22 protein-coding genes and 1 pseudogene are annotated in these 24,280 nt (G+C 71.3%); 8 read left to right on the top strand and 15 right to left on the bottom strand.

All coding sequences use genetic code 11. The features are described from left to right. Positions 1-55 precede the first annotated feature (55 nt). The 3 genes from ACLU3S_RS10520 (at position 56) to ACLU3S_RS10510 (ending at position 2,235) form a co-directional block, all read left to right on the top strand. Positions 56-586, top strand: coding sequence for a GNAT family N-acetyltransferase (locus tag ACLU3S_RS10520; RefSeq protein WP_413951487.1), 531 nt, complete (start codon positions 56-58; stop codon positions 584-586). 183 nt (positions 587-769) lie between these two features. After that, complete coding sequence (locus ACLU3S_RS10515) at positions 770-1,246, top strand: GNAT family N-acetyltransferase (RefSeq protein ID WP_413951486.1); 477 nt, start codon at positions 770-772, stop codon at positions 1,244-1,246. Positions 1,247-1,521: 275 nt separating this feature from the next. Next, positions 1,522-2,235 (top strand): acyl-CoA thioester hydrolase/BAAT C-terminal domain-containing protein, encoded by a 714-nt coding sequence (locus ACLU3S_RS10510; protein WP_413951485.1) that lies wholly within the window; start codon positions 1,522-1,524, stop codon positions 2,233-2,235. A gap of 206 nt (positions 2,236-2,441) precedes the next feature. Here ACLU3S_RS10510 and ACLU3S_RS10505 read toward each other — a convergent pair whose 3' ends face one another. Next, positions 2,442-3,089: an NUDIX hydrolase gene (locus tag ACLU3S_RS10505; protein WP_413951484.1), complete on the bottom strand. Its 648-nt coding sequence runs from the start codon at positions 3,087-3,089 to the stop codon at positions 2,442-2,444. A gap of 241 nt (positions 3,090-3,330) precedes the next feature. Continuing rightward, entirely contained in the window at positions 3,331-3,987 is a 657-nt protein-coding gene (locus ACLU3S_RS10500; RefSeq protein WP_413951529.1) for a TetR/AcrR family transcriptional regulator, read from the bottom strand. 139 nt (positions 3,988-4,126) lie between these two features. Here ACLU3S_RS10500 and ACLU3S_RS10495 point away from each other — a divergent pair, with 139 nt between their 5' ends. The 3 genes and pseudogenes from ACLU3S_RS10495 to ACLU3S_RS10485 all read left to right on the top strand — a co-directional run bounded on the left by ACLU3S_RS10495 (position 4,127) and on the right by ACLU3S_RS10485 (position 5,758). Continuing rightward, the gene (locus ACLU3S_RS10495) at positions 4,127-4,966 is read left to right on the top strand and encodes a patatin-like phospholipase family protein (protein WP_413951483.1); all 840 of its coding nucleotides are present in this window, start codon (positions 4,127-4,129) and stop codon (positions 4,964-4,966) included. 47 nt (positions 4,967-5,013) lie between these two features. After that, positions 5,014-5,121, top strand: a pseudogene (locus tag ACLU3S_RS10490) (IS5/IS1182 family transposase); the annotation flags it as partial. 157 nt (positions 5,122-5,278) lie between these two features. After that, positions 5,279-5,758, top strand: coding sequence for an HIT family protein (locus ACLU3S_RS10485; protein WP_413951528.1), 480 nt, complete (start codon positions 5,279-5,281; stop codon positions 5,756-5,758). Positions 5,759-6,131: 373 nt separating this feature from the next. Here the strand turns inward: ACLU3S_RS10485 and ACLU3S_RS10480 are convergent, their stop codons facing one another. From ACLU3S_RS10480 to ACLU3S_RS10465, 4 genes are all read right to left on the bottom strand, one after another. Continuing rightward, on the bottom strand, positions 6,132-6,893 hold the full coding sequence (locus ACLU3S_RS10480; protein WP_413951482.1) for a G1 family glutamic endopeptidase: 762 nt from the start codon (positions 6,891-6,893) through the stop codon (positions 6,132-6,134). A 1,010-nt stretch (positions 6,894-7,903) separates the two neighbouring features. Next, positions 7,904-8,704 carry an aminoglycoside phosphotransferase family protein gene (locus ACLU3S_RS10475; RefSeq protein WP_413951481.1) on the bottom strand — a complete coding sequence of 267 codons (801 nt, stop codon included), beginning with the start codon at positions 8,702-8,704 and terminating at the stop codon, positions 7,904-7,906. A 441-nt stretch (positions 8,705-9,145) separates the two neighbouring features. Beyond that, positions 9,146-9,709, bottom strand: coding sequence for an HAAS signaling domain-containing protein (locus tag ACLU3S_RS10470; RefSeq protein WP_413951480.1), 564 nt, complete (start codon positions 9,707-9,709; stop codon positions 9,146-9,148). 40 nt (positions 9,710-9,749) lie between these two features. After that, a complete protein-coding gene (locus ACLU3S_RS10465) occupies positions 9,750-10,106 on the bottom strand; it encodes a PadR family transcriptional regulator (RefSeq protein ID WP_413951479.1) in 357 nt (118 codons plus the stop codon). A gap of 164 nt (positions 10,107-10,270) precedes the next feature. Between ACLU3S_RS10465 and ACLU3S_RS10460 the strand changes: the two genes are divergently transcribed. After that, positions 10,271-10,735, top strand: a complete 465-nt coding sequence (locus tag ACLU3S_RS10460) for a MarR family winged helix-turn-helix transcriptional regulator (RefSeq protein WP_413951478.1) — start codon at positions 10,271-10,273, stop codon at positions 10,733-10,735. Positions 10,736-10,786: 51 nt separating this feature from the next. Here ACLU3S_RS10460 and ACLU3S_RS10455 read toward each other — a convergent pair whose 3' ends face one another. The 3 genes from ACLU3S_RS10455 to ACLU3S_RS10445 all read right to left on the bottom strand — a co-directional run bounded on the left by ACLU3S_RS10455 (position 10,787) and on the right by ACLU3S_RS10445 (position 14,213). Next, complete coding sequence (locus ACLU3S_RS10455; RefSeq protein ID WP_413951477.1) at positions 10,787-11,455, bottom strand: NAD(P)H-dependent oxidoreductase; 669 nt, start codon at positions 11,453-11,455, stop codon at positions 10,787-10,789. Next, positions 11,452-12,513: an LLM class flavin-dependent oxidoreductase gene (locus ACLU3S_RS10450; protein ID WP_413951476.1), complete on the bottom strand. Its 1,062-nt coding sequence runs from the start codon at positions 12,511-12,513 to the stop codon at positions 11,452-11,454. The genes ACLU3S_RS10455 and ACLU3S_RS10450 overlap by 4 nt, the downstream gene beginning before the upstream one ends. Before the next feature lie 347 nt (positions 12,514-12,860). Next, on the bottom strand, positions 12,861-14,213 hold the full coding sequence (locus tag ACLU3S_RS10445; RefSeq protein WP_413951475.1) for an amidohydrolase: 1,353 nt from the start codon (positions 14,211-14,213) through the stop codon (positions 12,861-12,863). Between the two features lie 217 nt (positions 14,214-14,430). On the opposite strand from ACLU3S_RS10445, the gene ACLU3S_RS10440 reads away from it, so the two are divergent. Then, a complete protein-coding gene (locus ACLU3S_RS10440) occupies positions 14,431-14,604 on the top strand; it encodes a thiazolylpeptide-type bacteriocin (protein WP_413951474.1) in 174 nt (57 codons plus the stop codon). A gap of 74 nt (positions 14,605-14,678) precedes the next feature. On the opposite strand, the gene ACLU3S_RS10435 is transcribed toward ACLU3S_RS10440, so the two are convergent. The 6 genes from ACLU3S_RS10435 to ACLU3S_RS10410 form a co-directional block, all read right to left on the bottom strand. Next, positions 14,679-16,643, bottom strand: a complete 1,965-nt coding sequence (locus ACLU3S_RS10435; protein ID WP_413951473.1) for a TOMM precursor leader peptide-binding protein — start codon at positions 16,641-16,643, stop codon at positions 14,679-14,681. Next, positions 16,640-17,392 (bottom strand): ABC transporter permease, encoded by a 753-nt coding sequence (locus tag ACLU3S_RS10430; RefSeq protein ID WP_413951472.1) that lies wholly within the window; start codon positions 17,390-17,392, stop codon positions 16,640-16,642. The genes ACLU3S_RS10435 and ACLU3S_RS10430 overlap by 4 nt, the downstream gene beginning before the upstream one ends. Next, positions 17,389-18,345 (bottom strand): ABC transporter ATP-binding protein, encoded by a 957-nt coding sequence (locus ACLU3S_RS10425; protein ID WP_413951527.1) that lies wholly within the window; start codon positions 18,343-18,345, stop codon positions 17,389-17,391. Before ACLU3S_RS10425 ends, ACLU3S_RS10430 begins: the two co-directional genes overlap by 4 nt. A gap of 1,367 nt (positions 18,346-19,712) precedes the next feature. Beyond that, positions 19,713-20,900, bottom strand: coding sequence for a lantibiotic dehydratase C-terminal domain-containing protein (locus ACLU3S_RS10420; protein ID WP_413951471.1), 1,188 nt, complete (start codon positions 20,898-20,900; stop codon positions 19,713-19,715). Continuing rightward, entirely contained in the window at positions 20,897-23,683 is a 2,787-nt protein-coding gene (locus tag ACLU3S_RS10415; protein WP_413951470.1) for a lantibiotic dehydratase, read from the bottom strand. The genes ACLU3S_RS10420 and ACLU3S_RS10415 overlap by 4 nt, the downstream gene beginning before the upstream one ends. 88 nt (positions 23,684-23,771) lie before the next feature. After that, positions 23,772-24,280 (bottom strand): nitroreductase family protein (locus tag ACLU3S_RS10410; RefSeq protein WP_413951469.1); only part of this gene is annotated, 509 nt, incomplete at its 5' end.

Genomic DNA, 24,280 nt, shown 5'->3' with positions numbered 1-24,280 from the left:
GAGGGGTCGGGATATTCGTTGGCCGCCGGATGCCGATGGTGGTCATACTGCCGCGATGGATCCGGTGACTCTTGAGACCGACCGTCTGGTGTTGCGGGCCTTCACTCGTGCCGACGTGGATGCGGTGTACGAAGCCTGCCAGGACGAGGACATCCAGTTCTACACCCCGGTGCCGGCGCCGTACCGGCGCGTGGACGCGGAAGCGCTCGTCTGCGAGAAGTTGCCCGCTCAGTGGGCCGAGGACAGGGACTACACCCTCGGCGCGTTCCGCAAGGACACCGGCGCCCTGGTCGGCTCCTACTGCCTGACCCGCATCAGCCGCGGCGTCTGGGAGCTCGGTTACTGGGCCGTCAAGGAGCAGCGCGCACGCGGGTACTCGGTGGAGGCCGCTCGGGTCCTGTGCGACTGGGGCTGGGCCACGCTCGACGTGCACCGCATCGAGTGGTGGGCCATGGTCGGGAACACCGGCTCGCGTGCCGTCGCCGAGAAACTCGGCTTCACTGTCGAAGGGACACTGCGCAATCGCGGCATCGCCAACGACGGCAAGCCGCACGACTGGTGGGTGGGCGGACTGCTGAGGCCGTGATGCCCGGGCCGGTGCTTGGCCGGCTACGTTTGCCGTTCCGCAGGGGAGTTTCCCGTTCGGACGGTTCCAGCAGGCTTCGAATTCCGGGAATCCCCCGTACTGGGCATCGCAGAACTGTACGATCGCGGTCTCCAAGGTTCGACGATCCCTGACATGTGCGGAGGAAACGCGGTGTCGATAGGCGTGCCCGGACTGCCGTCGCTTCGCCCCTTGCGTGAGGAGGACCTGCCGCGGCTGTTCGAGATGCAACTCGACGAGGAAGCCCGCCACCTTGCCGCTTTCGTCACGGATGAGACCAAGGACCGCGAGGCGTACCTGACCAAACACCGGAGAATTCTGGCGGACCCGGAGATCACCAACCGGGGCGTGGAGGTCGACGGGGAGTTGGTGGGCAGCGTGGCGGTGTTCGCGATCGAGGGGGACATCGAGCTGACGTACTGGATCCGCCGGGACCTGTGGGGGCGGGGAGTGGCGACCGCGGCCGTCGCGCAGCTGCTCAAGGAGGTCGCGGTGCGACCGATACGCGCCCGGGTCGTTGAGGACAATGTCGGCTCGGTGCGAGTCTTGGAACGCAACGGGTTCGTGCGGATCGGCAGCGAGGAATCGTTCGCCGACGGGCGTCGGGCCACGGTCACCGAGCTGATCTACAAGCTCGACTGACCAGCCATCAGCCCGCGCCGCCTGGTTGAAACGTTCGTCCTCGACCAGCTGACCCTGCTGGAGCAAGGCGTCAACCCCGACGCCGGCGGGCGCCCGCTCCCGCGCGGGCTGCGCGGGACTCTGGACCTCACGCGAGTCGGCACCTTCGGTCACTCCCGAGGCGGCGCCGCGTCGGCGTCCTTGATGTACCTGGACCACCGGGTGCGGGCCGGCATCGATCTGGACGGCTCGCTGTACGGGCCAGTGGTCGAGCACGGTCTCGACCGGCCCTGCTGATGGACACAGCGGTCCATGACGGGCTGTACGAAGACAGGTCCTGGCCGCCGTTTTGGGCGCACCTGAGCGATTGGCACCGCTGTCTGCGGCTCGCGGACGCCGACCACAACTCCTTCACCGACATCGTGGCCATCGCGCCGCAGGTCCCCGAGCCGGTGCGCGGGACACTGCAGATCGGCACGATCCCCGCCGACCGGGCGGTGGCTGCGGTACGGGCGACCGTGCGGGCCTTCTTCGACCTTCAACTGCGCCGCCGCCCGGACGTCGGGCATCGATCGTCCTGGACCTGGCGAGGGCAGGCGCTGCCGTTTGTGGCGATGGATGACTCCTGGACTCCCGCGGAGCCGGGCAGTGGGCCGGTTGCCATCCGTGGATGGTACGAACGCAGCGAGCGGACCTTCGCCCACCTCCTTGCCTCAGCGGATATTCCTGTGGACAGGGCCCGGGCGGATGTCCTACTTGTCGCCGGCGGTGATGACTCGATGTGGCCGTCCCTTCCCTTTGCCGAGCAATTGGCCAGGCGCCGACGCTCAGCCGGAGCCACCGTGCGTCTGATCGCTCGTCACGACGCCGGCCACCGCCCGCGGCTTCCGGGTGAGAGCCCCGCATCGGCGTCCCCGCGATTTTTGTACGGAGGCACGCCTGAAGCCGACGCCCTGTTGGGGGCGGCTGCCTGGCCCCACATTCTCCACGTGCTTCGTAGCGACGGCTGACCTTCTATCGTGTTGATCGCGTCCGCTGGTGAGCGGTCATTTCTTACTTCACCCCGCAGCGCCTGTCCACATTGGTGCTCGCCGTGTCGGGGTTCTTGCGCGTGGTGCAGTGAGTACCGGCGGGTCATACGCGGTTTGCGGGGGTGGCTCTTTCAAGGTGGCGGTGAGGGGGTGACCGGGGTGAGGGTTCGGGTGTACCGGCCGGCCTATCGGTCCCCGCCGCGTGATTGCGCGGCGCTGCGCACACTCGGAGGACGTTGACCGTGAGGCCTCGCGGTCCGGGCGTGCTGCATCTTGCGTGTGAAGCGGTGCATGTGGGGATCGAGCAGCTCGGCCGGTTCAGCGAGCACCTGCTCGTCGGTCAGCCACCGGATTGCGCTGAACTCGCCCTCGTCGTAGGAGGTGATGCTGTGGGCGTCGGCATGGAGGAGGTACCACATCGAGACGTCGGTGTGCGAGCCCTGCCCCCGGGTACGGGTGACCGTGAGGAAGAGGGGATGCTCGCCAGTGATCGGTGATGCCACCGCCTCGATACCCAACTCCTCACTGCATTCGCGGATCACCGAGGCCCACGGGTCCTCACCCGGCTCGACGTGCCCTCCGGCCGGCAGCCACAGGCCCGCCTTGCGGTGCGCGACAAGCAGCACCTGCCCGCGCGTGTCGTCGCGGACGACGAAGTAGCTCACCAGGTGCATCGCCGGAACATCCGGCTTGCGCACCCGGTGGATCGGAGCTCCACTGGCGATCCACTGTGCGGCGGACTCCAGGTGGGTCCGTTCCAGGTCGTCCCACGGTTCGATGGCGCTGAGCAGTTCAAGAAGGTGAGCTCGCGGCTGATCGTTCGGTGACATCATCTTCGAATCCTGGCAGAAGCCACTGACAACCGTGCCTGACGGCCGGCAGCGACGACGGGCTTCAGGGCCACGGACGTTGAGGTTGCCTGACGGACGTTGAGGTTGTCCGACACGACCACCGCCGAGGCCGGGCCGGCGGAACTCGACAGCGCCGTGGACGTCCGTCCTGATCGCGGTGTCGAGGCGAGGAGTTCCTGGTGAAGGGTGGTCTACCAGGACAACGGTATGAGCCAGGAACCGCTCAACGCTGCCTGTGCGGACCCAGATTGAGCAGCACCTTGCCGAGCTGGGCGGAAGTGAGGGCCGGCGCGGGCAGCGGGGGCGCGGCCGGGCGGGCGCGAAGGCCGTCGAGGAGTAGGGCGAGCGGGCGGAGCCAGGCATCCCGGGAGACCGTGGTGAGCGCAGGAACAGCCCGGCCCAGCGCTGCCAGGGCGAAGAGCAGGTCCTCGGTGGTGAGGTCTGTGCGAATGGTGCCCTGCTCCTGACCACGTCGCAGTAGCTCGTGGATGGTTGTGCGGTTGTGGGCGTGGATCGCCTCCAGGGAAGTGACGCCTTCCAGGTTCGTGGTCATGAGATCGTTGGTGCCGCGGTCTGCGGCCAGGCCCGCGAACACTGTGTGCAGGTAGTCCGTCAGTCCCGTCCAGGGGTCTTCGGCGGTTCGTGCCCGATTGCCCGCCGCTGTGGTCTCGCTGAGCGCATCCCGGAAGACCTCATCGACGAGCGCCGCTCGCGTCGGGAAGTGGCGATAGAGGGTGGCGTTGCCCACGCCCGCCCGCCGGGCGATTTCATCAAGCGGGGCGTCCAAGCCCTGTTCGGCGAAGACCTCGCGGGCCTTGTCCGTCAGCAGCTTCCGATTGCGCAGCGCATCGCGGCGTCCTACCGGCGGACGGTCGCCCATCATGTCTCCCTCTTCCCGCCCCTCATACCGGGGAGTGCTCCCCGGTATTCATGCTATCGTCGATCGGGCAACCGGGGACCAGTCCCCGTTTTGCTCATGGGGACGGGACGACCGTGGTCGTTCACGGGGAGGGGGAAGCGTGTCCGACACCGCACTCGTGCTCGGGGGCGGCGGACCGGTGGGTGGAGCCTGGTTGACGGGGGTGCTCGCCGGGCTCACCGAGGCTGGGATCGATCTCCGCAGCGCCGACGTCGTGATCGGCACCTCCGCCGGTGCCGTCTTCGGATCCCGGCTCCTGGCCGGTGTCCCGGCTGCAGATTTCTACGAGCGCCAGCTGTCCGGAGCAGACGCGGTCCGCCTGCCGGTGACGGCGCGCCAGACGGCGCACTTTCTCTGGGCGGCGCTCGGCTCCCGCGATCCCCAGCGGTCCATCGAACGCCTTGCCCGGGCAGCGCTAGGCGCCCGGACCGGCCCGGAGTCGGATGTCTTCGACACGGTCGGCGCACTTCTGGGCGAGGTCCGTGACTGGCCCGAGCGGGAGCTGCGGATCACCGCGGTCGACGCGCAGACCGGACAACTCGAGGTGTTCGACTCACACTCGGGAGTGACACTCCTCGAAGCGGTCGCGGCGAGCTGCGCCGTACCCGTCGTATGGCCGCCGGTCACCGTAGCGGGCCGGCGCTGGATGGATGGTGGCAGTCGTTCGACTGCCAACCTCCAGCTCGCACGCGGTTACCGCCGGGTGCTCGCGGTCGTGCCGATCCCCCGCGCGGTCGGGCCGCATCCGAGCGCCTCGCAGCAGGCCGCGGAACTGCTCGCCGAGGGGACGCGCGTCACCCTGCTGTCCCCGGACCGCGCTGCGCGCCGCATCATGGGCCGCAACATGGCGGATGACACGCGCCGACCGGCTGCCGCCCGCGCGGGCCACGCCCAGGCCAGTGCACTGGCATCTTCGGTGGCCGACGCCTGGCAGGGATGACCTGCGGTCAATACGTGCAGATCATCGCCGACTCGAAGGGCTGTCTCCGTTGGGACAGCCCTTCCACGGGTCAGCAGGCAGTCAACCGATGCTCGACCACCGGAATCACGAGCCTCGTCCAGACCGTCCTCAGCCTGCATCCGGCCGGCTCGGACCAAGAATGGGAAACGCACACTCCTGCCGGATGGGGATCTTTGACGGCGGCCGGGGCTCGCGCCCCGCTTGCTCGGGTGCTGAACTGTGTGAGGAGGATGGGTATCGAGGATGGGTATCGAAGAGCAGTCCTTGATCACGAGAATGCAGGTGTTGGCCATGAGCGGTGGGTGGCGGCGGGATCGGATCGGGAGTGCGCTGAGGGGGGAGAACCCGACGGTGCTGCGACGGCTGACGGCGGGGTTCGCGGTGATCGGGGACGTGCAGTTCCTGCCCGGCTACTCGGTGCTGCTCGCGGACGAGCCGGAGGTGCAGCGGCTGTCGGACCTGCCGAGGGAGAAGCGCCTGTCGTTCCTGTCCGACATGGACCAGCTCGGCGAAGCGGTCGAGCGGGCCTGCCGGCGACTGGATTCGGCCTTCCGCCGGGTCAATCTGGAGATCCTGGGGAACACGGACCCGTTCTTGCATGCGCATGTCTGGCCGCGGTTCGCGTGGGAGCCGGCCGACGTGGCGGGCAAGCCGGTGTGGCTCTATCCGCGTGAGCGCTGGAGTGACGAGCAGTTCAGGCTCGGTCCGCGGCATGACGTACTGCGGGATGCGATCAGCAGCGAACTGGACCAACTGCGGACAGTGACCTGAGGGTTGCGTGACCCGCATGCCGCCGGGGTGGCGGGAAGACGGGCGGGTGATCTCAGCGGGGACCGGGTGGCGCCGCCTCACCACGCCCGTCATCCGGTTCGGCAACCACCGGATGAACCGTTTCTTCCGTACCAGGCCGCGGCGTCTTCCTCTTCACGGCCATCGCGGCAGCCGCACGAACCAACTGCGCTTGCACCTGCTCGAACGCTCGAGACCCCGACCGCTTGCGTCTGCGACTTCCGCTCATGCATGTTCAACACCCCACCGCTGCATGCGTCACCGCAATACCGCCGAACGGAGTACCTGCCTTATGAGATGCCCGCAGCCCCAGGACCGGTGTCCCGGGGCAGCGGGCGGATCGACGCGCGCGAGGTCAGTACCGAGGTGCGTACAGGCCGCCTGGGTGCGGATAACGGCCGCCCGGATGCGGGTACAGGTGGCCCGGCTGGGGGTACCGGTTGCCTGGCTGGGGGTAGAGGTGGCCCGGCTGGGGGTAGGGGTGGCCTGGTTGGGGGGTTGTATTGCCTGGTTGCGGGGTTGTGTTGCCCGCCTGGGGAGTCGGGTTGCCCGGCTGTATGGTGAACGAACCGTTGTGGAGCGGCCCCGGCGCGTAGCCGCCACTGCTCAGCGCCTGCGGCGCCATGGCATCCATGGACTGTCCGTCCACGGTGACCTGGGTGAAACGCACGCTGTCGATCTCGGGATAGGCCTGGTCGGGTGACTCGATGACGGCCTCCGCGCTGACGTTCTGTGCCGGAAGCGTCTTATGAACCTGCTCGGTCCAGCCCTTGGTGTGGTCCGTCAGGGTCAGCGAGTAGCCGCCCGCGCCGTCGGAGGTGACCGACGCGGTCATACTGTCGCCCTCGGAGACCGGATCCCGCCAGTACACCGGGGAGGCCGGATACATTTCGTACCAAGCGGTCCTCACCGGCGAACCGCTGGAGCAGTCGGTCTGCACCCCGGCCTGCTCGACCGTGCGTGAGCCCCAGCCGTCCAGCCCGACCCAGGGGGCGAACATGTCCTGGCGGGAACGGCAGACGACGTGGGGCTCGGTCCACGAGCCGGTGACTTTGGTGAATCTGCCCTGGGTCACGTAGCCGCCCCAGTTCGAGTCGCTCGCCTGATAGCGGGCCATGGGGTCGAACCGCACAGTCGGGATCGCGGCGGCTGCATCAGCCGCCGGGGAAAGAGCTGCCGCGGTGAGAACCAGCCCTGCAGCCGCGAATGCGGCTGACGTGCGCCGTGTAGCTGCGCTGCCTATTCGCATAACGATGACCGGTCTCCTTGCGTGATGGGGAACTGGAGTCGGGGGAGGGGCCGTCCGTACGGACGTCTATGGGGACTGGCGGTGGCAGTGCCGCCCGGGAGGCGCCATGCCGGTGCCCTCCCGTGACACGAACGCGCCGCAGGGGCGGTGTTGCCGAGGAGCCGGTTGGCTCGTCGCGCGGCCGTAGCCGTTCGTCCAGAGGACCGGTGACGCTGTCGGCATTCGACGGGCGGTGTCGGGCGGCGTCGCGGGCTCCAGCCCGGCGAACTTGCTGGGATATTTCATCCCGCTGAAGGCAATGGCAAGTGCTTTGTGATGGTCGTCACCACGTCACTTCGTCACCCCGTTGCGGCAGGACACGAGGGTGATTTGAGCCAGTTATCGTGATTCAGTGTGTTGTGACCGTCCCCAAGAACCGGCATTTAGGGACATAAAGAGCTGACAAATCGGACTTCCGGTGCCGGCGTCGCAGCGGCTCAACGACCACTTGTCGAAGACGGCGGCAGACAGCCGCGGTTCGATCGAGCCGGGCGTGATGATCCGTAGGACCCAAATCTGTCGCGGTACGTCCGCTCGAGCATGTGTTCACCGGCGGCTCGCACCTTGCCTGCACCGCCTTCCCGTGCGAGACCGGCCACTGCTGTTGCAGATCTTCACCGGGCCGGGGAGTGCAGGGCTGTGGCGGGCCGCGACTCCCCGTCCAGCGAGTGGGACCCGGTCTTCAACGAGCCCGGCTGTGGGCGGCCGTCGCTGGCCGGATCACTCCCCCCGGCTCACGCCGATCCAGACCGGCACCGACTCCTGCCGGTTCCTGGCGACCGAAGACGTACACGGCGCCAAGAACGTCCTGTGAGGTTGTTCCCGGGCGTCCGGCCCGGTCAGCTCAAGAGGGCAGCCGTGAACGTTTTGCGGTGGTCCGCCAGCCATGTCTGCACGCGGTCCCAGCGTCCCCATCCACCACGCTCGGCCAGCGCCTGGAGATAGACGGGGTCACCGTCGGCCACGCGGCGGGTGACGAAGGCCCGGCAGACCTGTGTCGCCTGCTCGAGGACGCCGGGCAACTCGGCGCGGTCCCCCGTGGAGAGGTCGTAGCTGTCGGCAAGGATCCGCAGCCGCGCGGGTGCATCCAGCCCGGCGGGGTACAGGCCGGCCGCGGATCCGGGGTCGAGCATGGGCACCCAGTAGCGGGCGGTCATGGCGACGTCCCAGAGGGGGCGGCCCGGGGCCGCCAGGTCGAAGTCGATCACGGCGGCGGCACGGCCGTCGCGGAAGACGACGTTGTCCGGGCACACGTCGTTGTGGCACAGCATCGTTCCCCCTGCCGGGTCGGCCAGGTCGCGGGGCCACTCGGCATCGGCGTCGACCGCGACGGACGCGCTGCTCTCATGAAGGCGCCGCAGCAGGCTCCCCACCGACTCAAGGGCAGTCTTCGTCATCGCCCAGTCCGGAAACGGCGGCAGAGCCACGTCGCCGGGGATGAAGGTCAGCTGCTCACGGCCATCCGCGGTGAGACCGACAGGAGCCGGCGCCCCGTCGAAGCCGTACTCCTTCAGCGCGAGGAGATAGGCATGCAGGGCGCGCGCGGTGCGCGGTGCGGGGCGCTCAACCAGCGCACCGCGGCGGAAGACCGCTCCCGCGTTCATCATCCCGCCGACCAGCGCCTCACCCTCAGCCGTCATGACGATCACGCTATCGCCGCATCGGCCCCGCGGCGGCCGGCCCCGCAAACTCGGCGCGAACAGGTACTCAAGGCTCATCCCCGGTGACAGGCTCCCGTCGCACCACCCGCGTGGCGGGAACGGGGGAGCGGCCGCCTGTTCGGCGCGCGTTCAGGGCTGCGGCCCGCGGTGATTTCCCGGCTCGGTAAGGAGGTTGCGCAGCGCGCAGGAGTACGTCCCCACCGGCCCGTCCGGTGGGGCGTACCGTACCCCCAACCGCAAGGCCCTCACCCGTTCAAGATGCCTCGGCCGAGGCCTGGCTCACCCGTCCGCAACCGGGCCGGACGAACCTCGAGCACCGCCCGTTGCCGGCTCTGTCCACCCCGGGCACGCACATGGGGCTCCTGCCGTGTCCCCGGAGCCATGCGGTCACTGATGTTGCACACAACAGGCGGCTCGTCTTCATGACGACGTGTCGCGCCCTGCCCGGAAGAGGTATGCCGATGCGGCCGCAGGGATCAGCACGCTGGGGGCGATGAGAGCGAGCAACCCCGGGTCGAGCAGCCCCGTTGACGATGCGGTGAAGGCTGTGCCGACGAGCGCGACGGGAACCGGGAGCGCGGCCGCGGTGCCGATGGCCTTGTCGCGGCTGCGCCAGTGAGGTGCCGCCCACAGGAGTACGGCGCCCGCGATCAGGGCGAGGGCGCCCAGGACGAGGTTGACGTCCCCCAGAAGCCCGGCCGCCGGCAGCAGAACCAACGGGGCAAGGCTGTGCCACTTGCTGACCGGCGGTGCCGTGCTCTCGCCTTCGCCGGCGCTGGCCACGATGGTGCGGGGGTCGCCCAGGCGCTCCAGGACGGCTTCCACCTCCGACGCGTTGTGGTCGGGCTGCTCGGCGAGGGCCACCTCGATGTGTTCTCTGAGGTCGGCGAGAAGCTCCTCGCGGTGCTTGGGCGCCAGGGCCGCGGCCTCGCGTGCCACAGCCTCCAGGTAGGCCACCGCAAGCGGGTGTTCGACGGTCTTCATGGTGCGTCTCCAGGTGAAGGCGGTGGAAAGTCCGGTCGTTTCAATCGGTGATGAAGCGGTCCACGGCGTCGCGGAAGTGCGGCCAGATCGCGGTGAACTCCGCCAGCGCCGCCTCTCCCTGAGGGGTCAGCATGTAGTAGCGGCGCGGTGGCCCACTGGGGGATTCCTGCCAGGTGGTGTCCACCAAGCCGTCCCGGCGCAACCGGGCCAGCAGGGGATAGATCGTCCCCTGGCTGGTGGCCATCACGTTCACCGTGCCCAACTCTTCCAGCAGCTCTACGCCGTAGCGAGCGCCACTGCGCAGAAGTCCCAGGACGCAGTACTCCAGCACTCCTTTGCGGAGCTGGCTTTCTGCCTTCCCTGAGCCATCCTCCTTACGTGCCACATCGGGTACCATGTAAGGCAAGGTACATGGCAAGGTGATGTACGTCCAGTCCCGCCCGGGGTCGCCCCGGACGGGGGTATCAAGCTGACCCGGATTGCCCCACTCTGTCGTCAGGATGCCTGCGCAGGCATGTACGTGATTGGGTCCGGAGAGGTCCTACCGATAGCGTGCTGCTCATGGCGACCGAGAGACTGCGAGAACTCGAGTACCAGGCCTGGAACGGCTTCCTGGTCACTCATGACCGGCTCTGGCGTGAGATCGAGGCCGGCATCGCTCCGCTGAACGTCAGCATGGCCGAGTACAGCGTGCTGGCACTGCTGGGCGAGGCTGGACGGAAGGGCATGCGGATGTCGGAACTGGCACAGCGGCGCCTGATGTCCACCGGAGGGTTCACGCGGCTCGCCGACCGTCTCGAGCAACGCGGTCTGATCGAGAGGCGGCGAGCGCCCGGCGACGGCCGCGGTTTCGAGGCCGTTCTGACCCGGGAGGGCCGGAATCTTCTGCGCAAGGCGTGGCGCCAGCACTACAGCGACCTGCGCAGGCTCTTCCTCGACCGGCTCGATGACGAGCACCTGCGCAACCTCGCCGAGGTCTGGGCACGCCTCGCTCCGGACAACGAGGGTGAGGAGACTTCCGCGTAGCCCCTGTTCAGGGTCGAAAGCTGACGGTCAGCGTTGACACCGGGTCTCCGGTCACCGAAGTTCGCCCCCACCACTCGCCCGGCCGCTCGGCGGCGTCGTCAGCGACGACGCCGATGCCGCGCGTGCCCTGAGAAGGTCTGCCACGTCGTTGAGCCCGATCTCGATGCGTCCGTAGACGCGGGGGTTGAGGAGTGTCGTGCCGTCGAAGTCTCCGGCGGAGGCGTAGAAGGCGACGGGGATGGTCAGCGCCTGGAAGAAGGCGAACAGCGGGCGCAGGGCGTGTTCCAGGACGAGCGCGTGGTGGTCGCCTCCGCCCGTTGCGGCGAGGAGGACGGGCTTGTTGGCGAGTGCGTACTGTTCGACGAGGTCGAAGAAGTGCTTGAAGATGCCTGGATAGGAGCCGCGGTACACCGGTACGGCCGCGATGAGGAGGTCCGCTTCCTCGGCCAGGCGAAGCTTGGCTTCCACGTCTGCCGGGGCTTGGTCGCGTTCGATGGTGGCGGTGAACTGCGGCCCCAGGTGGTAGACGTCGATCTGGGACGTCTGGATGGCAAGCATCCTTCCGAGCGTGTCGAGGATCACGCTGACGAGTCCCATGGTCTTGGAGGGCCGGCTCGGGCTGCCGTTGACGACCACGACTCGCAGGGTGGGCCCGGCCGCCTCCGTGTCGGACACGGCGCCGGTGCCGGAGGCGGTGTGGGCGTGGGACAGGGTGTTCATGCCTTCGCTCCTTGCCGTGCGGCGACCTCGCGTCGTACGACGGGCGCGACCTCGGTGCCCAGGAGTTCGATGGCTTCGAGGTGCTCCTTCTGCGGCACTCCGCCGAAGCCCAACTGGATGATGGCGCGGTTGAGGCCGTACAGCTCGTGGTAGGTGAGGAGCTTGTCGATCACCTCCTGGGGGCTGCCGACCAGCAGCCCGGCCGCCGGGGAGGACTGCGCGTCGAACGCGGCCCAGGGGATCCGGAAGCCTTCGCCGCGCTGATGGTTGTTGTCCATCATGCCCTTGGCGAAGTAGGGGTACATGGTGTCCCGGGCGCCCTGGCTGGTCCGCCCGACAAAGCCGTGCACGTTGATGCTGACCGGCAGCGCGTCCGCGTCGTGCCCGGTCTGCGCCGCGGCCGCCCGGTAGAGCTCGACCGTCTGCTCGTGGATGGTCATCGGCCCCAGCAGCAGGGCCAGGGCCATGGGCAGGCCGAGGCGGCCGGTGGTGACGGCCGACGCGGCCGATCCTCCGACCCCGACCCAGATCGGGATGGTCTCTCCGTCGGCACGGGGCGCGATGTCGGCGTCGAACAGCGGAGCGCGGAAGCGGCCCCGCCAGGTCAGCGGATTCTGCTCGCGGATCTTCAGCAGCAGGTCGAGCTTCTCCCGGAACAGGTCCGCGTAGTCCTTCAGGTCGTATCCGAACAACGGGAAGGACTCGGTGTAGGAGCCGCGCCCGGCGATGATCTCGGCACGGCCGGCGGACAGCAGGTCGATCGTGGCGAACTGCTCCCAGACACGAACCGGGTCCTCCGAACTGAGCACGGTGACGGAGCTGGTCAGCTTGATGTTCTCGGTCTTCTCCGCGGCCGCGGCCAGCAGGATGGCCGGCGCCGATCCGACGAAGTCGGAGCGGTGGTGCTCACCGACACCGAACACATCGAGTCCGACCTGGTCGGCGACCCGCGCCTGCTCGATGACTTCGCGGGCACGCTGCCGCGGCGACGGGAGGGTCCCGCTCGCCGGGTCTTCGGTGATCTCCCCGAACGTCATGATGCCGATCTCGAACGGCATGCCGTTCCCTTCTCACTCGCGCCGCCGACGCCCTACGCCCACGGCAGTCATCGCCATATTAAACTGTCTGCACACGCAGATATTTCGCTCGGGTCGGACATGGATCGGTGCCGGTCCGGCCTGGCCGCGACCCTCCCCGGCGCCGCCCGCCCCGCCGGTCTCACGCTCTCCGGCACGGACCGCCCATGCGGTCGCGCCGACCACCGTGCTCGGACCGGCCCCGGCCGACGGCCTGGCCACAGCGCTGCCGTCGACCCGGAGAGCCGGGTGACCCCGGCCGGCTCTCCGTCACTGTCCTCGGCACGTTGCGAGCGGATGCGCCGCTTTGCCGGACGGGTGCCGCACCGTCAGCCGGCGAGCAGGGCCAAGGCCGCCGTCACCAGTGCGGTGGTGCCGGTCTCCAGGGTGAGGCGGACGCTGGGCAGGTAGCGCGGCGAGTGGTTGCCCGGCAGGCCGCGGAACTTCTCGTCCGCCGCGGTGCCGGGGGCGGCCGCCCACTGGGCGGGTCCGACAGCACCCAGCATCCAGTAGCCACCGCGGATGCCAGGGCGTCCGTGGAGGTGGGCGCCCGCGCCGGTGAGGAGCGGGAAGTCCTCGGTGGCCGAGGTGGCGGGCCAGCCGGTGACGCGAGGCGCACCGAACGCCGCCACGTGGGCCGAGCGCACCTGGGCCGTGACGTCCTGGTCGGAGTGCGTGACCCCGGAACGCGACGACACGGTGACGGTGACCCGCGGCGGCAGGGCCGCGCAGGCCGCCTCGGCGCGGGCCACACGCTCCACGGCCGAGGCGGCGCGGTCCAGGGCCGCGTCGGAGAAGGCGCGGACGGTGACGCGCAGCACGGCCCGTGAGGCGATCACGTTTCCGGCCTGCCCCCCGTCCCCGGTCCGCAGCGAGGACGCGGTGACGACCAGTCGTTCGGCGGGGTGGGTCTCGCGGGCCGCGACGGCGGGCAGCCGCGTCACCACGCCTGCCGCGGCGAGCAGCGGGTCGGCGGCGAGATGCGGGGTGGCCGCGTGGCCGCCGTCGCCCTCGAAGACCACCTCCAGGGTCGCACTGCCGGCCAGGACGGGGCCGTCGGCGTGCGCGACCATGCCCGCGGGGAAGGGCGCGGTGTGCTGCGCCAGGGCCACGTCGGGCGGGGTGATCCGGTCGTACAGGCCGTCCTCCAGCATGGCCCGGGCACCGCTGAGCGTCTCCTCGGCGGGCTGGCCGACGACGACAAGGGTGCCGCGCCAGCCGTCCCGCCGGGCCGCCAGCCAGCGGGCGGCGGCCGCCACGCAGGTCAGGTGCGCGTCGTGGCCGCAGGCGTGCATCACGGGGACGGGCCGTCCGTCCGGCCCGGGAGCGGTCGTGGTGCTCGCGTAAGGGACGCCGGTGTCCTCGGCCACGGGCAGGGCGTCGAGTTCGGCCCGCAGGAGGACGGCCGGGCCGTCGCCGTTGCGCAGTTCGGCGGCGACGCCGTGGCCGCCGATGCCGCGCAGGACGCGGAAGCCGTCCGTTTGAAGCCAGTCGGCGAACCGGGCGGCGGTACGGCGTTCGGAGCCGGAGAGTTCGGGATGCCGGTGAAGGTCGAGGTACAACCCGGCGGCGGGGCGCAGCAGGGCGTCCAGACCGGGCAGGGGGCGGCCCGGCGCGGTACGGCCCCGGCAGGACCGGTCGGTGTCCGCGGTGACGCCGCTGCTGTCGTGGTCGAGGGGCACGGGCAGAACTCCTGGGGTCTCGGTCGTGCGGCAGGACAGGGGGGGGCGGCGCGCACCCGGTGGTGCCAGCCAAGTGACAGCGGTCCGCAAGGGCGTTGACGCCGGTGCCGCGTAGAAAGATGAGGCCGAGGCCCTGGCCTCCGGCAGGTTCAGCGCACCACCGGCCGGGACCGCCCCGGCCGGCAGCCCGTCTGCGGACCCGGAAGGAGAGATCGCCATGGCTGACAACGCCCTCGCCTCCCTCGCTCAGGAGATCCTCGACCTCGAGTCGGAGACCTTCGAGATCACCGACTACTCGGACGCCAGCGAGGTCATGCTCGGATCGTCCACGAGCTGCTCCTCCACCAGCACCTGCTCCAGCACCACCAGCACCACCTCCTGCACCGCCTGACGCCCGTCGTCGCGGTCGCCGGCCCCCGATGCGCACCCGCGCCGGGGGCCGGCGGCATGTACGGCCCCGCACGGTCACGGGAACGGGTGCGGCACCCGCCGCAGGTCCTCCTCTCCGAGCGGCGCCGGAACAAGGCCGGCGCGGTGCGGCGCGGTCCGCAGGCGCGGCATGTGGAGTGCACGCTGCCGCAGCCAGCCGAAGTCGATCGGCAGCAGCCCGGGGGCGAGCGTGGCCACCGTCCGCAGTCCGATCCGGCGCTGCTCCGGCGTGGTCTGGTCGACGGCGATCACGTCGCAGCCGACGCCGCTGAGCAGGTCGCGAAGGAGCAGCAGGTCGTCGCGGAGGTCCCCGGTGCGCGGCCGGCGCTCCTCCCACCCGGCGAACAGCTCGGCCAGGGAGCCCGTCCGGGGCGGGGCGAGATAGCCCGCGGCGTGCCTGCGCATCGCGGGCAGCCCGAACAGCGCCGCGTGGTCCGGCAGCCGCCGGACCAGGTCGAAGTCCTCGGCCATGGCGGCGAGTTCGGCGGGACGTTCGGCGACCTGACGGGGCAGGTGCGGGATGTAGGTGAGGATTTCGGAGACGGCGGACTCGACGGCCGTCTCCGGGTCGAAGGACGCGCCGGCCGCGAACGCCAGTGTGCCGGGGCCCTCGTCACGGCGGACCGCCAGGCCGGTGACGACGGGCACCGGAAGGTCCACCCGGTTGTCGAAGACATGGACGTCGTAGCCCTGCAGAGCGGCCCGCGCCACCATCGCCCGTACCTTCGGGCCGGACACCGACGCCAGGTCGATCTCCGGCAGCGGCAGAGAGCCGTACCAGCCGAGCAGGAAGGCGTCCCGCTCGATGAGCTCCAGCAGCCCGAAGAACACGGCCTCCTGCCAGGTCCCGCCGGTGGCACAGCCGTTGGAGCACTCGAAGACGAAGTTGTCCTCGCGGGTGCCGGCGCTGTAGTAGACGAGCCGGGCCGGTACGAGCACCTCGCGCGCGTCGCGCAGCGACCAGCCGGTGACCCAGGGCAGGGGCCGGGCCGGGTCGAAGGGCTCGACCATCGGGTCCTCGGCGTAGGTGCGGGGCGCGTAGAGTCCGCACACGCGTGGGTCGACGGCACGGTCGCCCAGCTCGTCGAGGGAGGCGGTGACGACCGGGGCCCGGTGGCGGCGGTGGGTGCCCGCGTACCGTTCCAGTCCTTCCAGGAACGCCAGGTCGCGGCTGCCCGTGAAGGAGTTGGCCTGGCCGCTCCAGGTGACGTCGGTGAGCCCGGCGTAGCCCCGCATGAAGACGCTCCCGGCGACCGGCGCGGTCGTGGGCGAGGTGACGTCGATCCAGGTGCCGCCGCCGAGCACCCCGCACACCGGGTTGGCCAGGCCCTTCACCGGCAGCGGGTGGTCGGCGGGGCGGCGCAGCCGGTAGGCGTCCGGGTGCGGCTTGGGACAGGGGGCGAGCGGCGGCGGGGCCGCGTCGGCGGCGGCCCGCCGCTCGGCCTCCTCGGTGAGCGGACGGCAGTGCGGGCACATCGGCTCCGGCACCAGCGGGAAGGTGCGCACCCGCAGCGTCTCCAGGTCGAGTTCGGTGACCCGGGGGAGTGCGGCGTCGGCGCCCTCGAAGGTGTGCCGGGCCGTGCCGGTCGCGATCAGACGGTGCAGGGACCACACCGCGTCCACCACGTGGTCCGGCAGGACGGGCCACCGTCCGGCGGCGGTGGTCTCCGTTCCGGTCTCCAGTGCCTCGCGTTCGGTACGGGTGCGCAGCCGTTGCCGGCGCATGGCCAGACAGGTGCCGCAGGCAGGGTCCGTACCGGGTGCACCGCCCCAGGGGCCGAGCAGCACGGCCTGGGCGGTGACATGGACGGCGGCCGTGCTCGGGGGAACGGGAGCGGGCCGGCCGGGTGTCTCGCCGAGGACGTTGGTGTCGCCGATGCGGGAGACGGAGGGCGCGGGCAGTCCGGCCGCCGCGGCGCGGACCGCCAGGCGGGCCTGGAGGTCCGCGCGCGCGGCCTCCAGGGCCGGCGCGACGGGTGCGGGTGCGGTGGCGGTGGTCATGTCCGATTGCTCCAGCGGAAGATCCGGATCGCGATCAGCCCGAAGATCACGGTGAACACGACGAGTCCCAGGCAGTCCACGGCGATGTCGCCGAGGTCTCCGCGCCCGCCCATGGCGTCGGTGAGCCCGTCGTTGAGGTAGTGCAGCGGCAGGACCCTGGCGACGGTGCGCAGCCAGCCGGGCATGAGGTCGTCGGGAAAGAACGAACCCGACAGGAACGCCATGGGCACCATCACGATGTTGGCGATGGCCGCGACCGCCTCCGGGGTGTCAGCCACACTGCCGACGACCAGGCCCATGGCGAGGAACGCCGTGACGCCCAGCACCAGCAGCGGGATCGCCGCCCACCAGGGTCCGTTCAGCCGCAGGCCGAAGAACGGCAGCAGGGCGACGGCGGTGAACAGCACCGTCTGCGCGAGGGCGACGGCCAGTGCCACGGTCCAGCGGGAGGCGAGCAGGACGCGCAGCGGGGTGGGGGTGCGCCAGATGAGGCGGAGCAGGTCGTCTCTGCGCCACTGCATCAGGGCGAAGCCGACGGAGAACACGGCCGCGTTGCCCACGCCCCAGGAGAGCACGCCCGGCGCGATGTAGTTGATGGACGACAGCCCGCCCTTCACCTGCTGGCCCTGGAAGATGAGGCCGAAGAGGATCAGGAAGGCGAGCGGGAAGGCGAACGTGAAGAAGAGGGTCGTCTTGTCGCGCACGCTCGCGACGTAGGTGGCCCGGGTCAGTGCGGCGTAGGCGCTCAACGGTGGTGCTCCGATCCGGTGCCGGTCAGCGTCAGGTAGGCGTCTTCGAGGGTGGGGGTGCGGACGGTGACCGTGTCGATGTCCACGAGGTCGCCGAGGACGGTGAGGACGCGGTTGGGGACGGTCGTCTCGAGGACCAGGTCGTCACCCTCGACGGTGGCCCGGTCCACGCCGTCCAGGGCGAGCGCCGCGTCGGCGGAGAGCCGGGCGGCGGGGACCAGCAGCCGGGTGGGGGCGGCGAGGGAGCGGATGAGGCTGCGGGGCGTGTCGAGGGCGACGAGACGGCCGCCGGCGATGATCGCCACCCGGTCGCAGAGCGCCTCGGCCTCCTCCAGGTAGTGGGTGGTGCAGATGATCGTGCGGCCTTCCGCGCGCAACGAGCGCAGGACGTGCCACAGTTCGCGCCGGGCCTCCGGGTCGAGAGCGGCCGTCGGTTCGTCCAGGAAGATCAGCTCGGGTTCGTGGAGCAGCGCGGTGGCGATGGCGAGGCGCTGGCGCTGCCCGCCGGAGAGGTGGTCGACGCGGGCGTTCTCCTTCTCGGTGAGCCCGACCCGTTCCAGCGCGGTGGCAGCGGTGGCCGGGTCCATGCCGTAGAGCGCGGCGACCGTGCGCAGGTGCTCGCCTGCGGTGAGGCGGGCGAAGAACGCCGACGCCTGTGTCTGCACGCCGATCCGGGCCAGCAGCGCCGTGTCGCGCGGCCAGGGGCTCTGCCCGAAGACGGTCACGCTGCCGGAGTCGGCCTCGCGCATGCCCTCGACGATCTCCACCAGCGTGGTCTTGCCCGCGCCGTTGGGCCCGAGGATGCCGAAGAACTCGCCCTTGCGTACGTCGAGGCAGACACCGTCCAGGGCCGTCACCTCCCCGTACCGCTTGGTGACGCCGTCCAGGGCGACGACCGTCTCGGCGGCGGTCTTGCCCTGGACCGTCTCGGTCTTGCTGTCGGGTGCGCTCATCTCGTCTTTCCTCGGTTGGTTCCGTGGGGCCGGGACGCCCGGGGGCCGTCCGGTGCCCCGCGCCGGGGCGGGGTGCCCGGGCGGAGGAGTGGGGGGTGCGGCGGGGCCGGGGCCCTTCCCTGTGGAACCGGTCGCGGCGGGTCCGGCGCGCCGGGCGCGGCCGGCCGCGCCCAGGGCCCACAGCAGCAGTACGGCGGCGAGCACGGCGGGAGGCAGCCACCAGGCGAGTGTCCCCAGGGTGTCCGGCAGTACGGTGTGCAGCACGGCCCCGCACAGGGCGAGGAGTGCGGCACTCTGCACGGCGGTCAGCAGGGCGAAGCCGCCGTACAGGAGCCGCAGCCGCGGCGGGTACCCGGCCAGCCCGGGGCCGCGGCGGACCAGGGCGCCGGCGGCGCGCTTCGTGAAGTCGCGGCTGGCGGTGGCGAGTTGGACGACGCCGAGAGCGTGGCCGAGGGCCCGGTAGCCGTCGAGGGGCGGCAGCGGAAGCAGGTTGGCCAGGCCGCAGCCCGTCCCGAGGAGGAGCAGCGCGCCGAGCGCCGGGCGGGCCTGGGCGTGTGCGGGGAGCAGCGCCCACAGGGGATAGAAGGGCACCAGGAACAGCAGGTTGGCGAAGACCCCGGCGCAGGCGGTGGCGACCTTGCGGCCGCGGCTGCCGAGGAACTGGACGTCCTCCACCGTGCAGTAGAGGTAGGTGGCGCCGAGCACCCAGCGCAGCCCGATCTCGGTGACCCGGCCGCCCCAGACGCGTGCGAACAGGCCGTGGGCCAGCTCGTGGAGGGCGAGACTGCACCACAGGAGGCAGCCGACGGCGAGCAGGACCACGGGCTGCCGGGCCGTCTGTTCGGTCTGCCGCCACAGCGTGCCCGACTGAGCGGCGACGGCGGCGAGCAGCGCGACGGCGAGCGCGACGAGCACGGTCAGCACGGCGGGCCGCCGGGCGGGAGCGGTGGCCCGGTGCAGCCGGTCCATCAGCGCGGGCGCGTCGGCCACCAGCCGGGTCCGCCCGGCGAGGATGCCGTTCGGCCGGTGACCGGCCGCGTCCGTGGCGGGCGGCGCGGACGGTACGGCGGTGGGTGCGGGGGCACCGTCGAGGAGGGCGCGGGCGTGCAGCAGCCGGAGCATCTGCCCCCACTGCGCCTCGCCGAGCCGGGCGCCGAACGCACCGGCGTACTCGTCGCCGATCTCACCGAGGCTGCGACTGCCGTCGAGGCGGACGATGATGAAGTGCTCCTTGGGACCGACCTCCAGGCGCCGCCCGGTGCGCGCGTCCTTCAACAGGTGAATGCGGGTGGTGCCGCGCACCAGGCTGGGACCGAGGACGACGTCGCCCCGGATCCGCGGCCGGGCGGAGAGAAACGCCTCCGCGCTCACCGCTCGTCTCCCGGCGCCCCGCCGCCTCCCGCCGTACCCGCGTCCTTCGCCGCTGCCGCGTCTTCCGTCGCTCGGCCGCCTTCCGCCGTACCTCCGTCCTTGTCCGGAACCGCGTCTCCCGCCGCCCCGTCGCGCAGGGCGCGGGCCAGGACGTAGGAGAGGAACGCCTCGTCGCGGATGGTCATGCCCAGCCGGTTGTTGGTCATGTGCATATACGGCGAGAGCAGCATGGACAGGGCGTGGCCGGGGTCGGTGGGGTAGATGTCGCGACTGTCGTCCCAGGCGCGGAACGTCAGCTCGCCGCCTACCGCCAGCGCCTCGGCGCGGTCGCGCAGGTCCGCGCAGTGGGCGGCCCAGCCCCGCAGGAACACCGGGAGCCGCTCCGGCTCGGCCCGGGCCACCGCGTCCCGGATGTGCCGGAAACGCCCGGGCAGGCTCGCACCCATCGTGGAGTAGGCGCGGTCGTAACCCTGGTCCGCGGTGTAGTTCGTCCCGCTGAACGCCTTGTTCCAGAAGGCGTGATAGCGGTCGAGGAAGGCGAGCAGGGTCTCGTCGTCCCGGTGGAAGGTCCCGGACATGACCATCATCAGCTGGGCGGAGAGCCCGAGCAGCACGGTCCGCAGGTGCAGGTTCATGCTGCGCGCGGCTTCGATGACCAGGTCGCTGGAGTGCTGGAAGTGCCATTCGGCGAGCGCGACACCGGCGGGCCCGCCGTACTTGCCGTACTCGGGCTCGTAGGGCCGGTCCTCGAAGGTGTTGTTGGGGCGCAGCAGCATCCGCCCGTCCGGGCCGGTGAACTCGGCGCGCTGCTCCTCGGTGTACTCCAGCGTGAACAGGGTCTCGTACAGCTCGGCGAGGAAGCCGGCCTTCACCTCGTACAGCGCGGGGCGTTCGCGCAGGAAGGCGGCGAGGGCGGCGTGCGTCCGCTCCCGGACGAGGCCCGCGTCGGCGGCCCGCCGGGGCCGCAGCCGCAGCCGCACATGCGGGCCCTCCAGCCAGTAGTTGATGAAGAAGTACCCGGCGAGCAGGCCCTCTTCGGTGAGCTCGTCCACGAGCGGTTTCACGCACTGCAGCAGCAGCGGGCGGGGACTGGCCGCGTAGAAGACGTGCACGGCCAGCCAGCCGCCGGGTGCGTCACCGGCATCCGTGTCCGGGGCGCCGGGGAATGCGGTGGGTGCGGTCATCGGATGCGGTCCCCTTCGGACGGGCCGGCGGCCGGGCCGGGCAGCAACTCTACGGCGAGTTCGGCGACATGACGTCCGCGTGGTGAGGTGACGTGGAGGTCGCACTCCTCGGGGAGCATCTCCTCGAACACCGTGCGGGCGGGCCCGCCGGGCAGCAGGGATTCGAGCGCGATGAGGGACAGCGGGCTCTCGAAGTCCACGTACTGCGGCTTGGAGCCGCCCAACCAGCCGCCGCCTGCGCCGTCGGCGCTCTCCTCGTGGACGGTGGCGAAGACCCGTGCGGGCATGCCGTGCCGGGTGCGCCAGCGGTGCCAGGTGAGGTACCAGTCGGCGTCGGAGGCCCCGGGTGCGCGCACCGGGAGGCTGCCGTCGGCCGCTGTCCAGGAGCGCCGCCGCAGCACCAGGGCGTGGTGGCGGACCCGGGGCCGCCGGGTGACGCCCCCGTCCTCGGGCCCCGTCGGCACCCCGCGCCAGACGTCCGGCACGGACCGGGCGGTCGGCGAGAACAGCAGCAGGGTGCGGGGGATCTGGGGCAGCACCATGGGGACGAGATAGCCCAGGTAGAGCGGGACGATCTCGCGGTCCAGGCGGCGAGAGCGCAGCACCAGCCGGTCGCTGTCCGCATCGTGCACGGCGTAGAGGTCGTCCAGGTGCAGCCGGGCCTCCTCGGGGGCCGTGCTGTGCTCACCCGGGCAGACGATCTCGTAGTCGGTGAGGCGGCCGTGCAGATTCAGGTTGGTCGTGGCGGCACCGGCGGTGACTTCGGCGAAGACCGCCCCGGGCGGCAGCAGACCGCGCAACTTCACGCGCAGCGCGCCGGAAAGGCGGGGGCCGCTCGTGCCACCCGTGCCGTCCGCGCCGTCGAAGCAGTGCGTGAAACGGGTGAAGGGGAAGCACAGGCCGCCGAAGGAGTCGTTGAGCACGACCAGCGGGTCCCTCTTCCGGCGGGCCAGCTGGAGGAAGTGGGCGTGCGGCTGGAAGGCGGGCGCGGCAGCGCCCAGCGCCTCGGCCACCTCGTTCACGGCGTCGTCGTCGAGGACCAACTCATCGGCATCCGGCGGCAGTTCGGCCCAGATCGCGCGCATCCGGGCGGTGAGTGCCGCGCGCGCCCGGTCGATGGCGGTGATCTCCGGCATGCCGAGCCAGTTCTCCTCCGGGGCGTGGCTGCCGTCCGGGAGGCGGTCGTCCTTGGCCGCGGTGAACTGGAGGTACTGCCGGAAGATGTCCTCGTGGAAGTCGTGGACCAGCCGCAGCAGGTCCTCGCACCGCCCGCCGCGTCCGAAGCGGGCGAGGAAGAAGCCCTTCAGGGTGAGCCGCTGGGGCAGTGCCACGTCGAAGGCGGGCAGCATTCGCTCGATGGAGCGGAGCGGGGCGGCGGCGAGCGCGGTCCACTCGGCGAGGTCGGCGGTGGCGGTGCCCGCGGACACGTCCTCGTACACCAGGGTTTGCGGCAGGACGGGCCGTTCGGCGCCGAGTTCGGCCTGCAGAGCGCTCAGGTCGGCGCGGAGCGTGGTGAGCAGCGCGCGGCGGCCGGGCACGTCAGCCTCCGGATACCGGGCGAGAATGTCGGCCGTGCCGTCCAGGCGCGTGGCGAGCTCGTCGGCCCAGGGCCGTTCGAGCGCGCGCAGGGAGCGCTGGAAGGCGCGCAGCGGGTCCCCGTCGTGCACACCGGTGGCCAGGGTGGGCAGTTGGAGCATCCCGAGGTCGAGCAGGGCGGCCAGATAGTGTCCGGCCGTCTCGGCGTCGGCGCCGGTCGCATCGGCCAGCCAGCGGGCCAGCTCGCCGTGGCGGAGAGTGCCTTCGTGGTCCCGCAGCAGGGCGAGCATCTGGTCCAGGGTGCCCTGGCGGCGGAGGAACACGAGCCGGTCCTGGGCGGTGTCGAAACTCACCGGCGCGCTGTCGTCGCCCGTGGAGACGGCCCGCTGGACGTAGCGGACCCGGTCGTCGTCCAGCTTCCATCCGGAGGCCAGGCCCACCGGCAGATCGGCGCGGCGCCGCGGGTCGGCGGCGACCAGTTCGGCGAGCCGGGCGAGGACGACGACGTTGAGCCGGCAGTGCCCGATCCAGTCGTCGCCGACGTGGGTGGCGGCCGGTGAGCCGTCCGCTCCGGCCGCCTCGAACGCGCCGAGGGCGACCCCGGTGAGGGTGCTGAAGGGGCTGGTCTTGCAGGCGGTGCGGTACACGTAGGAGAGCAGTGAGCGCTCGATCTTGCGGGCCCGTTTGCCGGGTACGGGCGCCGGGTCGGCGGCGAACGCGTCGAGCCGCTCCTCCAGGGTCGGCGACGCGAGCAGCAGACCCCGCCGCAGCCGGTCGTCCAGGGCGAGTTCCCGCAGGGCGGTGCGGGTGCGGGCGAACCCGGTGGCCAGCACGGTGTCACCCTGCGCGAGCAGTGCGGCCCAGCGGGCCCGGGCGTCGAGCCAGGCCGCGAGGTCGGCTCCGGTGCTGCCGCCGATACCGGCGGCCAGGGCCCGGGCCCCGTCGAGGTCGCCCGGCAGGCGGTTGTTGAAGACGCTGCGGCGCAGCGCGAGCAGCCGGCGGCGCAGCGCGGGGTCCGCGGTGGCGCCGACCACGGTGGACAGCGGGTCGCTCAGCGCGGCGCCGAGGTCGCGGAGCCGGTCCTCCTCGGCCGCGGTCCGGGCGGCCCAGTCGGCCGCCTCGGGGGCGCGCAGGGCGACGGCGGTGGATGCCGGCAGACCCGCGACGCGCAGCAGGAACCGGCTGTGCAGGGCCGTGGACTCCTGGGTGGGGGTGTCCTGGGCCGGGCTGGTGGCGGTGGGGCTCATGCCCTCCCCCTTTCGTGTCGGTGTGCTGCCGTGCGCCGGCGGGCCGCCGGGTGACCCGGCGGCCACGGGGCGGGACGGGGCCATGGCGTCACGGCGCGACGATGTCGTAGCGGTAGTCGGCGGGGCGGGGGCGTTCGTGGCCGATCATCATGATCAGCAGCGGGATCTCGCCCCGCTCGGCCAGCCCGAGTTCCTCCTCGAAGGAGACGCTGTCGAAGCCGAGGGCGACCCCGCAGGCGGTGCCGGCCGCGGCGGCGGCGGTGTAGACGGCCTGGGCGGCGGCCCCGACCACGGCGTTGACCAGGCGGTAGCCGCGGTCGCCGACGGCGTCCAGCACGGCGTGGGTACGGGCCACGGGCACCAGGACGGCCGCGGCCTGCTCCACGTTGTAGTTGGCGAGGAAGTAGTTCTCCTGGAGGAAGGCACCGTGGTCACCGGCCTTCATCAGCACCAGATCGCCGGTGTCCCGGTCGTACTCGTACAGGCCGGCGGGCACCTGACGGACGTGGTTGACGAAGACGCACAGCCGGGTCAGCGGCGCACCGCCGGGCGACTCGGCGTCGCTGTCCAGCGTGCCCGCGGCCACGGCGGCCCGCA

The sequence above is a fragment of the Streptomyces sp. AF1A genome (genome assembly GCF_047340315.1).
GTDB lineage: Bacteria > Actinomycetota > Actinomycetes > Streptomycetales > Streptomycetaceae > Streptomyces.
The sequence above is the reverse complement of the archived record's forward strand: the minus strand, read 5'-3'. Positions and strand labels throughout refer to the sequence as shown.